The following is a 15916-nucleotide window of genomic DNA, read 5'->3' as shown; positions in this document are numbered from 1 at the left end:
GCCCGGACCCTGAACTTCAAGTTTTTACACCAGGAGATATCAATGAGCGTACTCGTAGGCAAACAAGCCCCAGACTTCACCGTCCCGGCCGTACTCGGCAATGGCGAGATCGTTGACAGCTTCACCCTGTCCTCGGCCATCAAAGGCAAATACGGCCTGGTGTTCTTCTACCCACTGGACTTCACCTTCGTCTGCCCGTCCGAGCTGATCGCTCTGGACAACCGCATGGCTGACTTCAAGGCACGCAACGTTGAAGTGATCGCAGTGTCGATCGACTCGCACTTCACCCACAACGCCTGGCGCAACACCCCAGTGAACAATGGCGGTATCGGTCAGGTGAAATACACCATGGCTGCCGACATGAAGCACGACATCGCCAAGGCATACGACGTTGAATCCGAAGGCGGCGTAGCTTTCCGTGGCGCGTTCCTGATCGACGACAAGGGCGTTGTCCGCTCGCAGATCATCAACGATCTGCCGCTGGGCCGTAACATGGAAGAGCTGATCCGTCTGGTCGACGCTCTGCAATTCCACGAAGAGCACGGCGAAGTCTGCCCTGCCAACTGGAAAAAAGGCGACAAAGGCATGAACGCTTCGCCAGAAGGCGTTGCGGCTTACCTGACCGAGAACGCTGCTGCCCTGTAAGGCGCAACGTCGAGGTACAAAAAAACCGGCCCATGTGGCCGGTTTTTTTATGCGGAGAATGACGAGTAAATAGTCTCTCGGCATCATTTGTTTCAAATGCTCGGGAATTAATACTGGATGACTGAACAGTGGTTGGATAGGGTGGTGGTCGAGCGATGACGGTCCACGATGGCAATTGCCTGGGCCTGACCTGCGCCTCACTTCAGTAGGGACAATGCAATGGATTGCATGATGCAGAAGGGGATTCAAATGCCGAGTAGCTTGGACGTTGCGGATTACTTCCTCTGCCTGGAAGGGCATGATGGCGAGATATCCAATCTCAAAATTCAAAAAATGGTTTATTACGCTCAAGGGTTCAGTCTGGCCGTCCATGGCGAGGCTCTATTCCCTGAAAAGCTTGAAGCCTGGATGCACGGTCCAGTGGTTCCGGATCTATATCGAAGATTCAGCCAATTTGGATCGAGTGCCATTCCTCCTCCGAGTGATTTCAACCCCGATGTTTTCAGCGCTGAACAACAAACTCTGCTCAACGAGGTGTTCGACGTTTATGGTCAATTCTCGGCGTGGAAACTTCGTCAGTTGACGCATGAAGAAGCCCCTTGGCGTAGAAACTTCAAGGAAGGGGAGTTCAGCCGAGAAATTCCCGCCTGCGAAATGCAGGAGTATTTCCGCGAGCATTTGGTGAACTGAAAATGGCCAGGTTCAAACGCAGGGAACGCGATGCGGCGGCTACAGTAACGGCACGGACGTCTACCATCGAAATAGATTCATCCGAGGCGCGACCTCCGGTTTTTTCATTTGAATATTTGCAGAATGGCTGGTGCATTCAAGATTGTGAGGCCGTCGAACGGTCGAAAATGCTTGAGCGTCTCAGGATCCTGGGAAAGATGCCGTGGAAAGAACTACGCAGGGAGCATCGGCATCGGTATGGATGTGAAACGATTGAGAGGAAGAGTCTTAAAGTCGGGATACCGGATTTTTTAACGAGTGATGTCCGATTGCTGGTGTTTCGGGCTTTCGAACGCGTAGCGATGGTGGGTTACAAAAACCATCGGGTGTTTCACGTCGTGTGGATCGATCGAGAATTCAAGCTCTATAAGCACTAAACAAAAAAAACCGGCCCATATGGCCGGTTTTTTTATGCGCGAGATTTGTTCGCCGACGATCAGTCGTCGAAATCTTCCCAGCCGCCCATCTGTTTCCAGCGATTGACGATGCCACAGAACAGCTCAGCGGTTTTCTCGGTGTCGTAACGCGCCGAATGCGCCTCACGGCCGTCGAAATCAATGCCGGCGGCCTGGCAGGCTTTCGCCAGCACGGTCTGACCATAGGCCAGCCCTGCCAGCGTCGCGGTATCGAAACTGGAAAACGGGTGGAACGGGTTGCGCTTCATGTCCAGCCGCGCGACCGCTGCATTGAGGAAGCCCAGATCGAAGCTGCTGTTGTGTCCGACCAGGATCGCGCGCTTGCAGCCGTTGGCTTTCAACGCTTTGCGGATGCCACGGAAAATGTCGGTCAGTGCAGTTTCTTCGCTGACGGCCATGCGCAGCGGGTGATCCAGTTTGATCCCGGTGAACTCCAGCGCCGCCGCTTCGACGTTGGCGCCTTCGAAGGGCTCAACGCGGAAGAAGTAGGTGTGATCGGGATAAACAAAACCCTTTTCATCCATGGCGATGGTGGTCGCAGCGATCTCCAGCAATGCATCGGTGGCCGAGTTGAAGCCACCGGTTTCTACGTCGACGACAACCGGCAGGTAGCCGCGAAAGCGTGCTGCCATCGGGTGACGAGAACCGCCACCACCATTTTGACCGTCCAGTTCGTCGTCGAAATGCTCTTCACTCACGCGTGTTCCTCCAGCAGGCGCCAGCGCAGTTTTTCACCGGCGCGCAGCGGGATAACGGTCAGCTCGCCAAACGGCAGGCTGGTCGGGGCAGTCCATTCTTCACGAACCAGGGTAATGCGATCGGTGTTCGCCGGCAGGCCGTAGAAACGCGGGCCGTTGAGGCTGGCGAATGCTTCGAGTTTGTCCAGCGCGTTACGCTGTTCAAAGGCTTCGGCGTACATCTCGATGGCAGCGTATGCGGTGTAGCAACCGGCGCAACCGCACGCGGCTTCCTTGGCGTGCTGGGCATGCGGCGCCGAGTCGGTCCCGAGGAAAAACTTCGCGCTGCCACTGGTGGCGGCGTCGAGCAGTGCTTCCTGGTGGGTATTGCGCTTGAGGATCGGCAGGCAGTAGAAGTGCGGCCGAATCCCGCCGACCAGCATGTGATTACGGTTGTACAGCAGGTGATGCGCGGTGATGGTCGCGCCAACGTTGGCCGAGGCCTCGTTGACGAACTGCACGGCGTCGCCCGTGGTGATGTGTTCGAACACCACTTTCAGCGTCGGGAAGCGCTCGACCACGCGACGCATGTGCTCATCGATGAAAATCTTTTCGCGATCGAAAACATCCACGTCGCCGCGAGTGACTTCACCGTGGATCAGCAGCGGCATGCCGACTTCGGCCATGGCTTCCAGCGCCGGGAAAATCTTGTCGATGCTGGTAACTCCGGAGTCGGAGTTGGTGGTCGCACCGGCCGGGTAGAGCTTGGCGGCATAAACGAAACCGCTGGCCTTGGCTTCACGAATTTCTTCAGGCTGGGTGCGGTCGGTGAGGTACAGCACCATCAAAGGTTCGAAGCGACTGCCGGCCGGGCGGGCAGCCAGGATGCGCTGGCGATAGCCATCGGCCTCGGCGGCGGTGCGCACCGGCGGGACCAGGTTGGGCATGATGATGGCGCGACCAAAAGTGCGCGCAACATCGGCAACGGTATTGGTCAACACGGCACCATCGCGAAGATGAATGTGCCAGTCGTCGGGACGCAGCAGGGTCAGGCGGTCGGACATGAGGGAATTCCAGGCGGGTCAAACTGAGGCGAATGCTACCGGAAAAGACTCTTGCAGGCACTCGCTATCAAGTTTTGCGGCAAGCGTCCGATATCCCGAAGGTATGCCGTAAACATTGTGTGAATCGGTGTTTGTGTTTCACGAGCCAATGGAGCCTCCCGTGCGCCAGCGTTATTTAGCCTTGCTCAGTGTGTTTGCCAGCCTCCCCGCGATGGCGCTCACGTACCAGACCCGTCTGGAGAACATTGAGTGGACGGTCGCCGGCGACAAGTTCGAATGCCGACTGACCCAGCCGATCACCGATTTTGGCTCGGGCGAGTTCGTGCGCAAGGCGGGCGAGCAGGCAATCTTCCGCCTCAATGCCTATAACGCCATGCTCGGCGGCGGCTCTGCAACATTGCTCGCAGCCGCAGCACCGTGGCAGCCGGGGCGTGGTGACATCAATCTGGGCAGCGTCAGGCTCAGCAGTGGCAATGTCTTGTTCAGCAGCTCGCAGTCGCAGGCCGGTGGCTTGATCAGCGGTCTGCTGGATGGCCGCAGCCCGGTGGTACGCCGCGCGTCAGGTGATGGGCGGGTTTCGGAAGTGCGGCTGTTGCCGGTCAAGTTCAGCAAAGCGTTCAATGATTACCAGACCTGCGTGGCGAAATTGCTGCCGCAGAATTTCGACCAGCTCAAGCAGTCGCAGATCGGCTTTCCCGGTGAGGGCGTTGATCTTGACGCGGCCGGCAAGGCGAAATTGCAGGTGATGCTCGATTACATCAAGGCCGATCCGACGGTTAATCACATCGAGCTCGACGGCTACTCGGATAACAGCGGCAACCGCCTGACCAACCGCGAACTGTCGCGTCGCCGAGCACTGGCGGTGGTCGATTTCTTCAAGGCCAACGGCATTCAGGAATCGCAGATCACCGTGCGTTTCCATGGTGAGCAATATCCGATCGTGCCAAATACCAATAAGGCCAATCGCGCGAAAAACCGCCGGGTCAACGTCAAGCTGGCGCGCGTTGCACCGACCACGGCCCCAACCCCAGCCTCACAAGCGAGTACCCCGGCCACTGCTGCGGCGACTTCCTGACTTGTCGGTCATCGTCGCGCTCTCGACACATTCTGTCGCTTTGTCGTCTTAAGCTGTCGCGCCTCTGTAAATTATTGCGTTTGGGCGGTAGACTCCTCGGCTTTCCGTAGAACCCCGTGGAGTGATGGCATGGCGGACGTAAACAAGGTCGTTCTGGCGTATTCCGGCGGCCTGGACACTTCGGTGATCCTCAAGTGGCTGCAGGATACATATAACTGTGAAGTGGTGACCTTCACCGCTGATCTCGGTCAAGGCGAAGAGGTCGAGCCGGCCCGCGCCAAGGCTCAGGCCATGGGCGTCAAAGAAATCTACATCGACGATCTGCGCGAAGAATTCGTGCGTGATTTCGTATTCCCGATGTTCCGCGCCAACACCGTTTACGAAGGCGAGTACCTGCTGGGTACTTCCATCGCACGTCCGCTGATCGCCAAACGACTGATCGAAATCGCCAACGAAACCGGCGCCGACGCCATTTCCCATGGCGCCACCGGCAAGGGCAACGACCAGGTACGTTTCGAACTCGGCGCTTATGCGCTCAAGCCAGGCGTGAAAGTCATCGCCCCTTGGCGCGAGTGGGACCTGCTGTCCCGCGAGAAGCTGATGGATTACGCCGAGAAGCACGCGATCCCGATCGAGCGCCACGGCAAGAAGAAATCCCCGTACTCGATGGACGCCAACCTGCTGCACATCTCTTATGAGGGCGGCGTGCTGGAAGATACCTGGACCGAGCACGAAGAAGACATGTGGAAATGGACCGTCTCCCCGGAGAACGCTCCTGACAAAGCGCAATATCTGGAACTGACCTACCGTAACGGCGACATCGTTGCGCTGGACGGTGTTGAAATGACTCCGGCCACCGTGCTGGCGACGCTGAACAAGATCGGCGGCGCTCACGGCATCGGTCGTCTCGACATCGTCGAAAACCGTTACGTCGGCATGAAGTCCCGTGGTTGCTATGAAACACCGGGCGGCACCATCATGCTGCGCGCTCACCGCGCCATCGAGTCGATCACCCTCGATCGCGAAGTCGCTCACCTCAAAGACGAGCTGATGCCGAAATATGCCAGCCTGATCTACACCGGTTACTGGTGGAGCCCTGAGCGTCTGATGCTGCAGCAGATGATCGACGCTTCGCAGGTCAACGTGAACGGCGTTGTGCGCCTGAAGCTGTACAAGGGCAACGTGATCGTCACTGGGCGCAAGTCCGACGATTCGCTGTTCGATTCCAACATCGCGACCTTCGAAGAAGACGGCGGTGCTTACAACCAGGCTGACGCGGCGGGCTTCATCAAGCTCAACGCGCTGCGCATGCGTATTGCTGCCAACAAGGGCCGCAAGTTGTTCTGAGTCTTGCAGACGCGCAAATATGGCGGCCTTGTCTTAATGGCAAGGTCGCCATTGTTAAAGAACGTTTCCCTCTGTTTCTCTGCTCTTCATCACGAAGCCTGCCTGTCACCTTCATCTCAAAATCGTTGTAGTCTCCTGACTCACGTTATAAGCGATATAAAGCATCCGGCCCAACCTTTTTTTTGAGTGTTTAATATGGCTAAGGGCGGTTTTCCGCAATAAGTCGTCACTGCTGTTGTTGGTTACAAATACCAGTAATTTATAGGGCTTCCTCGCGGGGCGCCGAAGGTTTAACCGCAATTTATTGAATTGCGATGAAGTGTCCATGTGACGTACATCAATGACCCGTAGCGTGTTCGTCGTCTTCGGTAGTTGTATGTAATGCTCGAACCAGGTCGACGCTTGCGGAATAGTGTAATGTGGGGGGTCTGGAACTTTCCCCAAGTAACGTGAATCAACTCTGGTCTCAGCGCGATCGCCGATACTTGCACTGTTCGGCGCACACGCATTCTCTGAGTCGATTATTTGGTTATCGTCTATGGGTACTTCGTCATCCATGGCCCTCAGGAAGTTTTCGTCCTCGGTGAAGTCAGAGGGCGCGTAGAGCGATCGATAGTTGAAGTTGAGGGTCAGGAAAAATAGAAACAGCAGGTAAAAGGGAAAGCTGATTAAAAACCAGACATAGATTTCCCGCTCCTGGTTGGCGAGAAAGGGCAGCGATACGGCGGCGGATGTTTCCGAGACAAGTGCGAACATCGCAATGACTGTCATGGGGTTGCTTACTTTTTTATTTAGGTTGTACATGCGGGCTTCCTTGCCGTGAGTTTGAGAATGGTCGGTATTTGATATTTATATTAAAAGATACGAGTTGAATAGACGTATCTTGTTTCAGGTTTTTATGATTGATTGCAACTGAGATGCTGCCCCGGGCGGGTAACATCGCAATGATTTTTTATTAAAGGCTATTTTTGTAGGATTAGTCCTCAATGATTGTAGGAAGGGTCTTTCGCTGCAACTGTAAGGGAACTCGTCTGTGCCATGGATGAGTTGACTACGCTATTGTGCGGGCTCTAAAAATCGAACAGCGAAATTGGACCTGCCCATGAATAAAGTCCTGATCGTGGATGATCACCCTGTCATTCGGCTTGCGGTACGCTTGCTGATGGAGCGCCATGGCTACGAAGTCATTGCAGAGACAGACAATGGCGTGGACGCGTTACAACTGGCTCGCGAACAAATGCCCGATATCGTCATTTTGGATATTGGAATACCCAAACTCGACGGTCTGGAAGTTATCGCGCGGTTGAGTGCAGTGGCCATGCCGATGAAAGTGCTGGTATTGACCTCTCAAGCGCCCGGCCATTTTTCCATGCGTTGCATGCAGTCGGGGGCGGCGGGATATGTTTGCAAACAACAAGATCTCACCGAGTTGCTCAGTGCGATAAAAGCAGTTCTCTCTGGCTATAGTTATTTCCCCAATCAAGCGCTGCACACAGTGCGGACCACTTTGGGAAATGCCAGCGAGGCCGATATGGTCGACCGCCTGTCCGGTCGTGAAATGATGGTGTTGCAACAGTTGGCACGGGGCAAGACCAACAAGGAGATCGCCGATGGCATGTTTTTGAGCAACAAGACGGTCAGCACATACAAGACCCGATTGCTGCTAAAACTTAATGCTCGCTCGCTGGTTGATCTGATTGAGTTGGCCCAGCGCAATGGGTTGGTGTGAGTGCTTCGCTGATTGATGGGGTTCATGGGCCGATCAACTACAGCGACTGCTGAAAAGTAAAAAGCCTCCGTTGCTGGAGGCTTCAAAAGTCAAAGATCAAAATCGTAATCAGCCAATTGCTTCTGCAGTCGGCGCTCTTCAAGCAGGTTGTCAATGGTGCGGCGCTTGCTCAAATTGGTCTTGGCGGCTTCGACCCGCGGTTCGGCGTCATCGGTCTCAGTAGCAATAAATTCGTCATCTACGTCCAATTGCTCTTTGTCGCTCATAAGCTGACTCCCGGCTGATAATGCCTTTGGCGCTCCTTATATCGACATTCCTGCAGCGGGTAAAAAAGATTTTTTCAATCGACGAATAGCAGAACGTAATAGCCAGTCAATCGTCCGATGTTTTGTGTTTGTACTCGCACAAATCTTCGATCCGGCAGCTGCCACAACGAGGCTTGCGGGCCAGGCACACATAGCGACCGTGCAATATCAGCCAATGGTGGGAGTCGAGGAGAAATTCCTTGGGCACGAACTTCATCAGCTTCTTTTCCACTTCCACGACGTTTTTGCCTGGCGCGATCCCAGTCCGGTTGCTGACGCGGAAAATGTGCGTGTCGACCGCCATGGTCAATTGGCGAAAAGCGGTATTGAGCACGACGTTCGCGGTCTTGCGACCAACGCCGGGCAAGGCTTCCAGTTCTTCGCGCGTCTGCGGCACTTCACTGCCGTGACGTTCGACCAGCAAGCGACAAGTCTCGATGACATTTTTGGCTTTGCTGTTATAGAGGCCAATGGTCTTGATGTATTCAGACAACCCCTCGACCCCCAGCGCATGGATCGCGGCTGGCGTATTGGCGACCGGGAACAGTTTCGCGGTGGCCTTGTTGACGCCAACATCAGTCGACTGCGCCGACAGAATGACCGCAATCAATAATTCAAAAGGTGAGGAATAAGCCAGTTCAGTCTTTGGCTCGGGATTGTCCTCATGCAGTCGGCGGAAAATCTCCAGACGTTTTGCGGCATTCATGGGCGATGCGTTTCCTTGATAACAGAGTTCGAGCGAGTCCACGCCTGACGGGCGGCGAGCAACAACCCCAAAATAATGAAGGCGCCGGGAATCAGCGCAGCCAGCGGCACGCCTTCGCCGAACGAAACCAGAGCGGTGCCGTGCTCGGTCAGTCCGGCACCCAGATGGCCCTTGCCCGTCAGCTCACGCAGGACGGCAAGCGTCAGCATTAACCCGGCAAACAACGCGCAGAGCCTGACGCGCTCGGCTAGCGCCTGGCGGAAGAAACCATGCTGTTCCAGTATCACGCACTGCAAAGCGATCAGCCCGCCATACAGGCCATATGACTGATGCCAGGCGAATAACCAGCGCTGGGCGAGGATATCGGCACAACTGGTTAGCGTGGCGGCCAACAGGACACTGGCCAGCAAAGCACTTGGACTCGCCAGGCGTGAGCGCAGGGGGCGCATGCCCAGGCTGTACGTGCCAATGACGATGGCCAGCACCAACAGCGTTCCCAGCGCGCCCGCCATCGAGTCCGTCGACCCTGACAGCAAGACCAGCAGCAGTGAGTTGGACAGGTTCACGATCCGCCCCCCAGCAGGACCGTTCGATGCTGGTCAAAATAGCGCAACGCATCGCGGATAGCGTTGACGGCTGCACGCGAGGTAACAGTCGCGCCGGCCATCTGATCGAATTGTCCCTGATCTTTTTTCAGCGCCCATTCGGCGTCCGGTGGGTCGTCGCGCGATTTGCCGCTGAACACCGCAAGCCAGCGATTCGGCCAATCGCCGATCGGTCCGCCAAGTGCCGGTGTTTCGTTCTGTCGGAGGGTTTTGACGCCGAGCAATGTGCCGTGGGCATCAATAGCAATCAGCAACTCGATGTTGCCGGCATAACCCTCGGTTACGCTGCGCAGCAGCACGGCGACGGTTTGAGTTTTCCTGGTTGCCCGGTAGCCGCCTATCAGCGTGCTGTTGCGCAAAACCGCTTCCGCCAATGTCAGCGGCTGTTCCAGCGGTTGATTGTCGTAACTGTCGACCGCAAGCACGTCGAGCATTTTGCGGCTCTCGGCCATGCGTTGCTCGGCGGCGATCTGCGGCGCACTGGCGCGTTGCAGCCAATACGTTGCACTGACGCCGACGCCAGCCAATAACAACAGAACCAGCGCGCTGATCGTGCGGTTCATGGGTTGACCGCTGGCTGCCGCCGAGCGGCGAACCGTTCCAGCGCTGGTACGCAAAGATTCATCAGCAGCACCGCAAAGGCAACGCCGTCGGGATAGCCTCCCCACGTGCGAATCAGGTAAGTCAGCAAGCCGACGCCCGCGCCGAACAGCAATCGAGCCAGCGCCGTTCGCGCGCCGGACACCGGTTCGGTAATGATGAAAAACGCGCCGAGCATGGTCGCGCCGCTCAGTAGATGGAACAGCGGCGATCCATGGGAATCGGAACCCGAGCCATTCCAGCACAGCAGACTGACCACAAACAGGCTGGCAAGCATGCCGACTGGCGCGTGCCAGGCGATCACCCGTTGCTGCAGCAACAACAGCCCGCCGGCGAGAAATGCCAGATTCACCCACTCGATGCCGCGACCGCCGAAGTGACCGAATGCAGAATGGCTGGCGAATAACTCGTCCACGGTCAGGCTTTTGTTGATGCGCAAGCTATCCAGCGCGGTGGCCTGCGCCCAGGCATCCGGTGCCTTGTCCGGGACGAAGAACTGCGCAAACGTGGCCGACAGATCGAGGCCATACGCTGGCCACTGAGTCATCGCTTGCGGGAACATCAGGATGACCAGAGCAAATCCGAGCATCGCCGGGTTGAACGGATTTGTCCCGGCGCCGCCATACAGGTGCTTGCCGAACAACAGACCCGAAGCGATGGCGGTGACCGTCAGCCACCACGGGCAGTAGGGCGGCAGCGCGGCGGCGAGCAAGGTGGCGCTGACAACCGCGCTGGCATCTCGCAGGGTTGGCGATAGCGGTTGCCGGCGCAACTGCGCGACTATCGCTTCGACGAGCAACGCGGTGGCATTGGCCAGAAGCAGATTGATCAACAACCCCCAACCGTATAACCAGAACAGCACCAGCAGCCCCGGCAACGTGGCGAGCAAGACGCGCTGCATCGCCTGTTGCAAGCGATCGCCCGGCATCTCAGGGAGCGACACGGTCTTGCACCTGATGCTCAGCGGCCTGCAACGCTTGCTCCGCCTCGTGCAGCGCCTGTTGCAACGTTGCGATCTGCTCAGGTGCGCTTTCGGCGGTCTGCGCTTTTTTCAGTTCGGCACGGCGCATCGCCAACTGGATTTTTGCCCGTTTCAGATCGACATCCTGCGCTGGCGCGATGATTTGCGGAGCAGGCGCAGCATGGCTTTCCAGTTCCGCCAAAGCCTGTTCCGCCGCCTCGAATTGCTTCTGCAAAACGATCAATTGTGACTGTTGCTCAAACGTCGGCGGATGGCCGAAGGCTTTCAACGATTTGTGCAATTGTGCACGGCTCATTGCCACATCGATCTTGGCTTTTTTCAGTGCCGCATCCGCCGTCGCGGCTTTCTGCGCGCGAACCCGTTCCAGCGCAGCCTGCACCGGATCGGTGGCGTTGACCGCCGGTTGCGCGGCACGTTGAGCCCGCGCTTCTCGTTCAGCCTGCTTGTGTTGTTCTTCGCGTCGCAAACGGTCGTTACGGCGCTCGAAACGTTGGCGAGCGTGATCACGTTTGGCGGCGCGGGCGCGGTGCTCGTCCAGGCTGACGGCCAGACCGCCGACTACCGGCAGCGTGCCCTGCGGCAGCGGGTGCATTTCGATGCAGTCGACCGGACAGGGGGCGACGCAGAGGTCGCAACCGGTACATTCATCGATGATTACCGTATGCATCAGTTTTGCCGCACCAACGATGGCGTCGACCGGGCAGGCCTGAATGCATTTGGTGCAACCAATGCACTCGGCTTCGCGGATGAACGCGACCTGCGGCGGCGCCGAACCGCGACTGACGTCCAGTTCCAATACCGGCACTCGCAACAACTCTGCCAGCGCGGCGATGGTTTCGTCACCACCCGGCGGACACTTGTTGATCGGCTCGCCTGCTGCGATGCCTGTTGCGTACGGTTTGCACCCCGGATGCCCGCATTTGCCGCATTGGGTCTGCGGCAAAAGGGCATCGATGCGTTGAATCAGACTCATGTTTTAACCAGTCCACTGAATCCGAGAAAAATCGCTGCCATCAGACCGGCGCTGATCAAGTCGATCGGCAGGCCGCGAAAGGGCAGGGGAATATCGTTGTCGGCCGTGCGCTCACGCAAATCACAGAACAGACTCAACACCAGCCAGAAGCCGAGCCCGGCGCCCAGGCTCAGCGCTGCGGCATGCAGCAGGCCTTGATCGTTTTGCGCGTTGATCAGGGCCAGCCCGAGCACACCGGCATTGCCGAGCAACAGCGGCCAGAGTCCGTCGAACGAAAGCCTCGGCAACCAGCGCGCCAATAACTGCAACAGCGGCGCGATCAGCAACACACTCAACGGCAGAAACACGAACAGGCGCAAGGCCTCCAAGTGCAGCGGCAGCAGCAACCATTGCCAGATCGCATGGCCGATCACGCCGACGATCAGCATCAGGCTTAACGTCGCCAGCCCCAGCGCATGCACTTGGCGGCGAGTGCCGGCTAACAGCGAATCCACACCCAGCGGCCAGTGCAACACGAAGTTGTTGATCAGCGCAGCACTGATGAGCGTAAGCACAAATTCGGTCATGGTTCTGCCAGCGAAACGGGCGGGTGTTTCTTAAGGTTAGGCATTATCCGGCCAGATATGAAAAATCCCACCGGCATGCGGGGCACGCCGGTGGGATCGTTTCACTGCAATCTGTTATTTGATGCGCTGACCCGGCTTGGCGCCGCTGTCCGGGCTCAGCAGGTAGATTTCTTCGCCGCCAGGGCCGGCCGCCATCACCATGCCTTCGGAAATGCCGAACTTCATTTTCCGAGGTTTCAGGTTGGCGATCATCATGGTCAGACGACCGTCGAGCTTGGACGGATCCGGGTAAGCGCTCTTGATTCCGGAGAACACGTTACGTTGCTCATCACCGATATCGAGGGTCAGGCGCAGCAGCTTGTCGGCGCCTTCCACGTGTTCGGCCTTGACGATCAACGCGACGCGCAGATCGATGGCGGCAAAGGCGTCGAAGTCGATCTCCGGCGACAGCGGATCCTTGGCCAATTCACCGTTGCCCGCAGGAGCAGCAGCGCCGGTGTCGGTCTGGCTGGCGGTGAGGTCTTCTTTCGAGGCGTCGGTCATGGCTTGCACTTTTACCGGGTCGATACGGGTCATCAACGGTTTGAATTCATTAAGCTGATGGTTAGCCAGCAACGTGGTGTGGTCGTTCCAGGTCAGCGGCGCGACGTTGAGAAACGCCTCGGCATCGGCGGCCAGCAGCGGCAGCACTGGCTTGAGGAAGATCACCAGTTGGCGGAACAGGTTGATACCGGTGGCGCAAATCGCCTGGACTTCATCCTGTTTGCCTTCCTGCTTGTTCAACGACCACGGCGCTTTGTCGGCGATCCACGCGTTGGCGCGGTCGGCCAGGGCCATGGTTTCACGCATGGCACGGGCGAAATCGCGCGCTTCATAGGCGTCGGCAATGCTTGGCGCGGCGGCGAGGAAGGCCTCGGTCAGTTCCGGCGCAGCGTTGTTATCAACCAGCAGGCCAGCGTTGCCCTTTTGGATGAATCCAGCGCAACGGCTGGCGATGTTGACCACTTTGCCGACCAGGTCGGAGTTGACCTTCTGCACGAAGTCTTCGAGGTTCAGATCGAGGTCATCGACGCCACGGCCCAGCTTGGCCGCGTAGTAGTAGCGCAGGTATTCCGGCGACAGGTGATCCAGATAAGTGCGGGCCTTGATAAAGGTGCCACGGGATTTCGACATCTTCTGGCCGTTGACGGTCAGGTAGCCGTGCACATTGATCCCGGTCGGCTTGCGGTAACCCGCGCCTTCGAGCATCGCTGGCCAGAACAGGGCGTGGAAGTTGACGATGTCCTTGCCGATGAAGTGATACAGCTCGGCGGTGGAGTCCTTGCCCCAGAATGCGTCGAAATCCAGCTCCGGCGTGCGGTCGCAGAGGTTCTTGAAGCTGGCCATGTAGCCGATCGGCGCATCCAGCCACACGTAGAAATACTTGCCCGGCTCGCCCGGAATCTCGAAGCCGAAATACGGCGCATCGCGGGAAATGTCCCACTGCTGCAGGCCGGCATCCAGCCATTCGGAGAGCTTGTTGGCGACCGCTTCATGCAGAGTGCCGCTGCGGGTCCAAGTCTGCAGCATGTCCTGGAAGTCCGGCAGTTTGAAGAAGAAGTGCTGGGAATCCTTGAGCACCGGCGTGGCGCCAGAGATCGCCGACTTCGGATCCTTCAGGTCGGTGGGCGCGTAGGTCGCACCGCATTTTTCGCAGTTGTCGCCGTACTGGTCTTCGGTGCCGCATTTCGGGCAGGTGCCCTTGATGAAGCGGTCGGCCAGGAACATTTTCTTTTCCGGGTCGAAATACTGGGTGATCGAGCGCTGGGCGATGTGCCCGGCGTCCCGCAGCTTCAGATAGATCTGGCTCGACAGCTCACGGTTTTCTTCGGCGTGAGTGGAGTGGAAATTATCGAAGTCGACGAGGAAGTCGGCAAAGTCGGCGCTGTGTTCAGCCTGGACGTTGGCGATCAGTTGTTCCGGGGTGATGCCTTCCTTTTCCGCGCGCAGCATGATCGCCGAACCGTGGGCGTCGTCGGCGCAGACATAAATGCACTGATTGCCGCGATGCTTCTGGAAGCGCACCCACATATCGGTCTGGATATATTCCAGCATATGGCCAAGGTGAATCGAACCGTTGGCGTAGGGCAGGGCGCTGGTGACGAGGATCTTGCGTGGTTCGGACATGTGGGGCTTCGCTACTTGATGAAACGGAGGTCGGCCACTATAAAGCGCTGGCGCATATTTTTCACCCTGTGCACCTGTTTCATTGGATGAGAAACAGCAAAGATCAAAAGATCGGAGCCTTCGGCAGCGCCTACTCATAATCCCCTGTAGGAGCTGCCGAAGGCTGCGATCTTTTCAGGTACGATAGCTCCCATCTTTTCCAGTCTTGTTATCGGAGTTGCCCATGAGCGCCGTCACTCGCGCAGCGGTGGAAGCCGTCCTCAGCCAATACACCGACCCTTACCTGAATCAGGATCCGGTCAGCGCCGGTTGCGTGAAAAACATCGAGATTGTCGGTGACTGCGTCAATGTGCAGCTGGAAATCGGCTACGCCGCCGGCCTGTTCAAGAGCGGCTGGGCACAACTGCTGCAACTGGCCATTGAAAACCTCGACGGCGTGGTTATTGCGAAGGTTGAAGTCAACAGCGTCATCGCCGCGCACAAGGCCCAAGCGCAGATTCCGGGGCTGGCAAACGTCAAGAACGTAGTTGCCGTGGCTTCGGGCAAGGGAGGTGTGGGCAAGTCGACCACCGCTGCCAACCTCGCCCTGGCGCTGGCCCGTGAAGGTGCCAAGGTCGGCATTCTCGACGCCGATATCTATGGCCCAAGCCAAGGCATCATGTTCGGCATCCCGGAGCGCACCCGCCCCGAGGTCAAGGATCAGAAGTGGTTCGTGCCGCTCAAGGCGCACGGCGTGGAAGTCATGTCGATGGCGTTCCTGACCGACGACAACACACCGATGGTCTGGCGCGGGCCGATGGTTTCCGGTGCGTTGTTGCAACTGGTCACGCAAACGGCGTGGGGCGATCTGGATTATCTGGTTATCGATATGCCCCCGGGCACCGGCGATATTCAGTTGACCCTGGCGCAGAAAGTCCCGGTGGCGGGCGCGGTGATCGTCACCACGCCGCAGGATCTGGCCCTGCTCGACGCGCGCAAAGGCGTGGAAATGTTCCGCAAGGTCAACATTCCGGTGCTGGGCGTGGTGGAAAACATGGCCGTGCACATCTGCTCGAACTGCGGGCATGCCGAACATCTGTTCGGTGAGGGTGGCGGTGAGAAGCTGGCGACGCAGTACGGCGTCGAACTGCTGGCTTCGCTACCGCTGTCGATGCTGATCCGCGAGCAGGCCGATGGCGGCAAGCCGACGGTCATCGCCGAGCCGGATAGTCAGATTGCCATGGTTTATCAGGAACTGGCGCGCCACGTCGGCGCGCGGATTGTCTTGCAGGAAGCGGCAACCCCGGCGATGCCGAACATCACCATCAGCGACGATTGATCGAAAAAAACAT

Annotated in this window: 17 protein-coding genes; 6 read left to right on the top strand and 11 right to left on the bottom strand. The window is 57.7% G+C overall.

Annotated elements, in window-relative coordinates:
- The first annotated feature begins 42 nt into the window (after positions 1 to 42).
- Positions 43 to 645, top strand: coding sequence for a peroxiredoxin (locus EL257_RS21505; protein ID WP_003227723.1), 603 nt, complete (start codon positions 43 to 45; stop codon positions 643 to 645).
- A 219-nt stretch (positions 646 to 864) separates the two neighbouring features.
- Positions 865 to 1335 carry a Panacea domain-containing protein gene (locus tag EL257_RS21500; RefSeq protein ID WP_126366017.1) on the top strand — a complete coding sequence of 157 codons (471 nt, stop codon included), beginning with the start codon at positions 865 to 867 and terminating at the stop codon, positions 1333 to 1335.
- A 475-nt stretch (positions 1336 to 1810) separates the two neighbouring features.
- Here EL257_RS21500 and rnt read toward each other — a convergent pair whose 3' ends face one another.
- Positions 1811 to 2488: a ribonuclease T gene (gene rnt, locus EL257_RS21495; protein ID WP_126366015.1), complete on the bottom strand. Its 678-nt coding sequence runs from the start codon at positions 2486 to 2488 to the stop codon at positions 1811 to 1813.
- Complete coding sequence (gene pyrC / locus EL257_RS21490) at positions 2485 to 3531, bottom strand: dihydroorotase (protein ID WP_126366013.1); 1047 nt, start codon at positions 3529 to 3531, stop codon at positions 2485 to 2487. The genes rnt and pyrC overlap by 4 nt, the downstream gene beginning before the upstream one ends.
- A gap of 160 nt (positions 3532 to 3691) precedes the next feature.
- Between pyrC and EL257_RS21485 the strand changes: the two genes are divergently transcribed.
- Entirely contained in the window at positions 3692 to 4606 is a 915-nt protein-coding gene (locus EL257_RS21485; protein WP_126366011.1) for a flagellar protein MotY, read from the top strand.
- Between the two features lie 129 nt (positions 4607 to 4735).
- Positions 4736 to 5953 carry an argininosuccinate synthase gene (locus EL257_RS21480; protein ID WP_007916658.1) on the top strand — a complete coding sequence of 406 codons (1218 nt, stop codon included), beginning with the start codon at positions 4736 to 4738 and terminating at the stop codon, positions 5951 to 5953.
- A 111-nt stretch (positions 5954 to 6064) separates the two neighbouring features.
- Here the strand turns inward: EL257_RS21480 and EL257_RS21475 are convergent, their stop codons facing one another.
- On the bottom strand, positions 6065 to 6757 hold the full coding sequence (locus EL257_RS21475; RefSeq protein ID WP_126366009.1) for a hypothetical protein: 693 nt from the start codon (positions 6755 to 6757) through the stop codon (positions 6065 to 6067).
- Positions 6758 to 7055: 298 nt separating this feature from the next.
- On the opposite strand from EL257_RS21475, the gene EL257_RS21470 reads away from it, so the two are divergent.
- Positions 7056 to 7682 (top strand): response regulator transcription factor, encoded by a 627-nt coding sequence (locus EL257_RS21470; protein WP_126366007.1) that lies wholly within the window; start codon positions 7056 to 7058, stop codon positions 7680 to 7682.
- An 89-nt stretch (positions 7683 to 7771) separates the two neighbouring features.
- On the opposite strand, the gene EL257_RS21465 is transcribed toward EL257_RS21470, so the two are convergent.
- From EL257_RS21465 to metG, 8 genes are all read right to left on the bottom strand, one after another.
- Positions 7772 to 7948 (bottom strand): PA3496 family putative envelope integrity protein, encoded by a 177-nt coding sequence (locus EL257_RS21465; RefSeq protein ID WP_126366005.1) that lies wholly within the window; start codon positions 7946 to 7948, stop codon positions 7772 to 7774.
- Between the two features lie 106 nt (positions 7949 to 8054).
- Positions 8055 to 8693, bottom strand: coding sequence for an endonuclease III (nth, locus tag EL257_RS21460; RefSeq protein WP_126366003.1), 639 nt, complete (start codon positions 8691 to 8693; stop codon positions 8055 to 8057).
- Positions 8690 to 9205, bottom strand: coding sequence for an Rnf-Nqr domain containing protein (locus EL257_RS21455; RefSeq protein WP_172604573.1), 516 nt, complete (start codon positions 9203 to 9205; stop codon positions 8690 to 8692). The genes nth and EL257_RS21455 overlap by 4 nt, the downstream gene beginning before the upstream one ends.
- 50 nt (positions 9206 to 9255) lie before the next feature.
- Positions 9256 to 9861, bottom strand: a complete 606-nt coding sequence (locus EL257_RS21450) for an RnfABCDGE type electron transport complex subunit G (RefSeq protein WP_126365999.1) — start codon at positions 9859 to 9861, stop codon at positions 9256 to 9258.
- Positions 9858 to 10826 (bottom strand): RnfABCDGE type electron transport complex subunit D, encoded by a 969-nt coding sequence (locus tag EL257_RS21445; RefSeq protein WP_126368219.1) that lies wholly within the window; start codon positions 10824 to 10826, stop codon positions 9858 to 9860. The genes EL257_RS21450 and EL257_RS21445 overlap by 4 nt, the downstream gene beginning before the upstream one ends.
- A 1-nt stretch (position 10827) precedes the next feature.
- Positions 10828 to 11853, bottom strand: a complete 1026-nt coding sequence (gene rsxB, locus EL257_RS21440) for an electron transport complex subunit RsxB (RefSeq protein ID WP_126365997.1) — start codon at positions 11851 to 11853, stop codon at positions 10828 to 10830.
- Complete coding sequence (locus EL257_RS21435; protein ID WP_126365995.1) at positions 11850 to 12419, bottom strand: Rnf-Nqr domain containing protein; 570 nt, start codon at positions 12417 to 12419, stop codon at positions 11850 to 11852. Before EL257_RS21435 ends, rsxB begins: the two co-directional genes overlap by 4 nt.
- A 114-nt stretch (positions 12420 to 12533) precedes the next feature.
- A complete protein-coding gene (gene metG, locus EL257_RS21430) occupies positions 12534 to 14585 on the bottom strand; it encodes a methionine--tRNA ligase (protein WP_126365993.1) in 2052 nt (683 codons plus the stop codon).
- 223 nt (positions 14586 to 14808) lie between these two features.
- On the opposite strand from metG, the gene apbC reads away from it, so the two are divergent.
- Entirely contained in the window at positions 14809 to 15903 is a 1095-nt protein-coding gene (apbC, locus tag EL257_RS21425) for an iron-sulfur cluster carrier protein ApbC (protein WP_126365992.1), read from the top strand.
- Positions 15904 to 15916: the final 13 nt, after the last annotated feature.

Source organism: Pseudomonas fluorescens (genome assembly GCF_900636825.1).
Lineage (GTDB): Bacteria > Pseudomonadota > Gammaproteobacteria > Pseudomonadales > Pseudomonadaceae > Aquipseudomonas > Aquipseudomonas fluorescens_BG.
The sequence above is the reverse complement of the archived record's forward strand: the minus strand, read 5'-3'. Positions and strand labels throughout refer to the sequence as shown.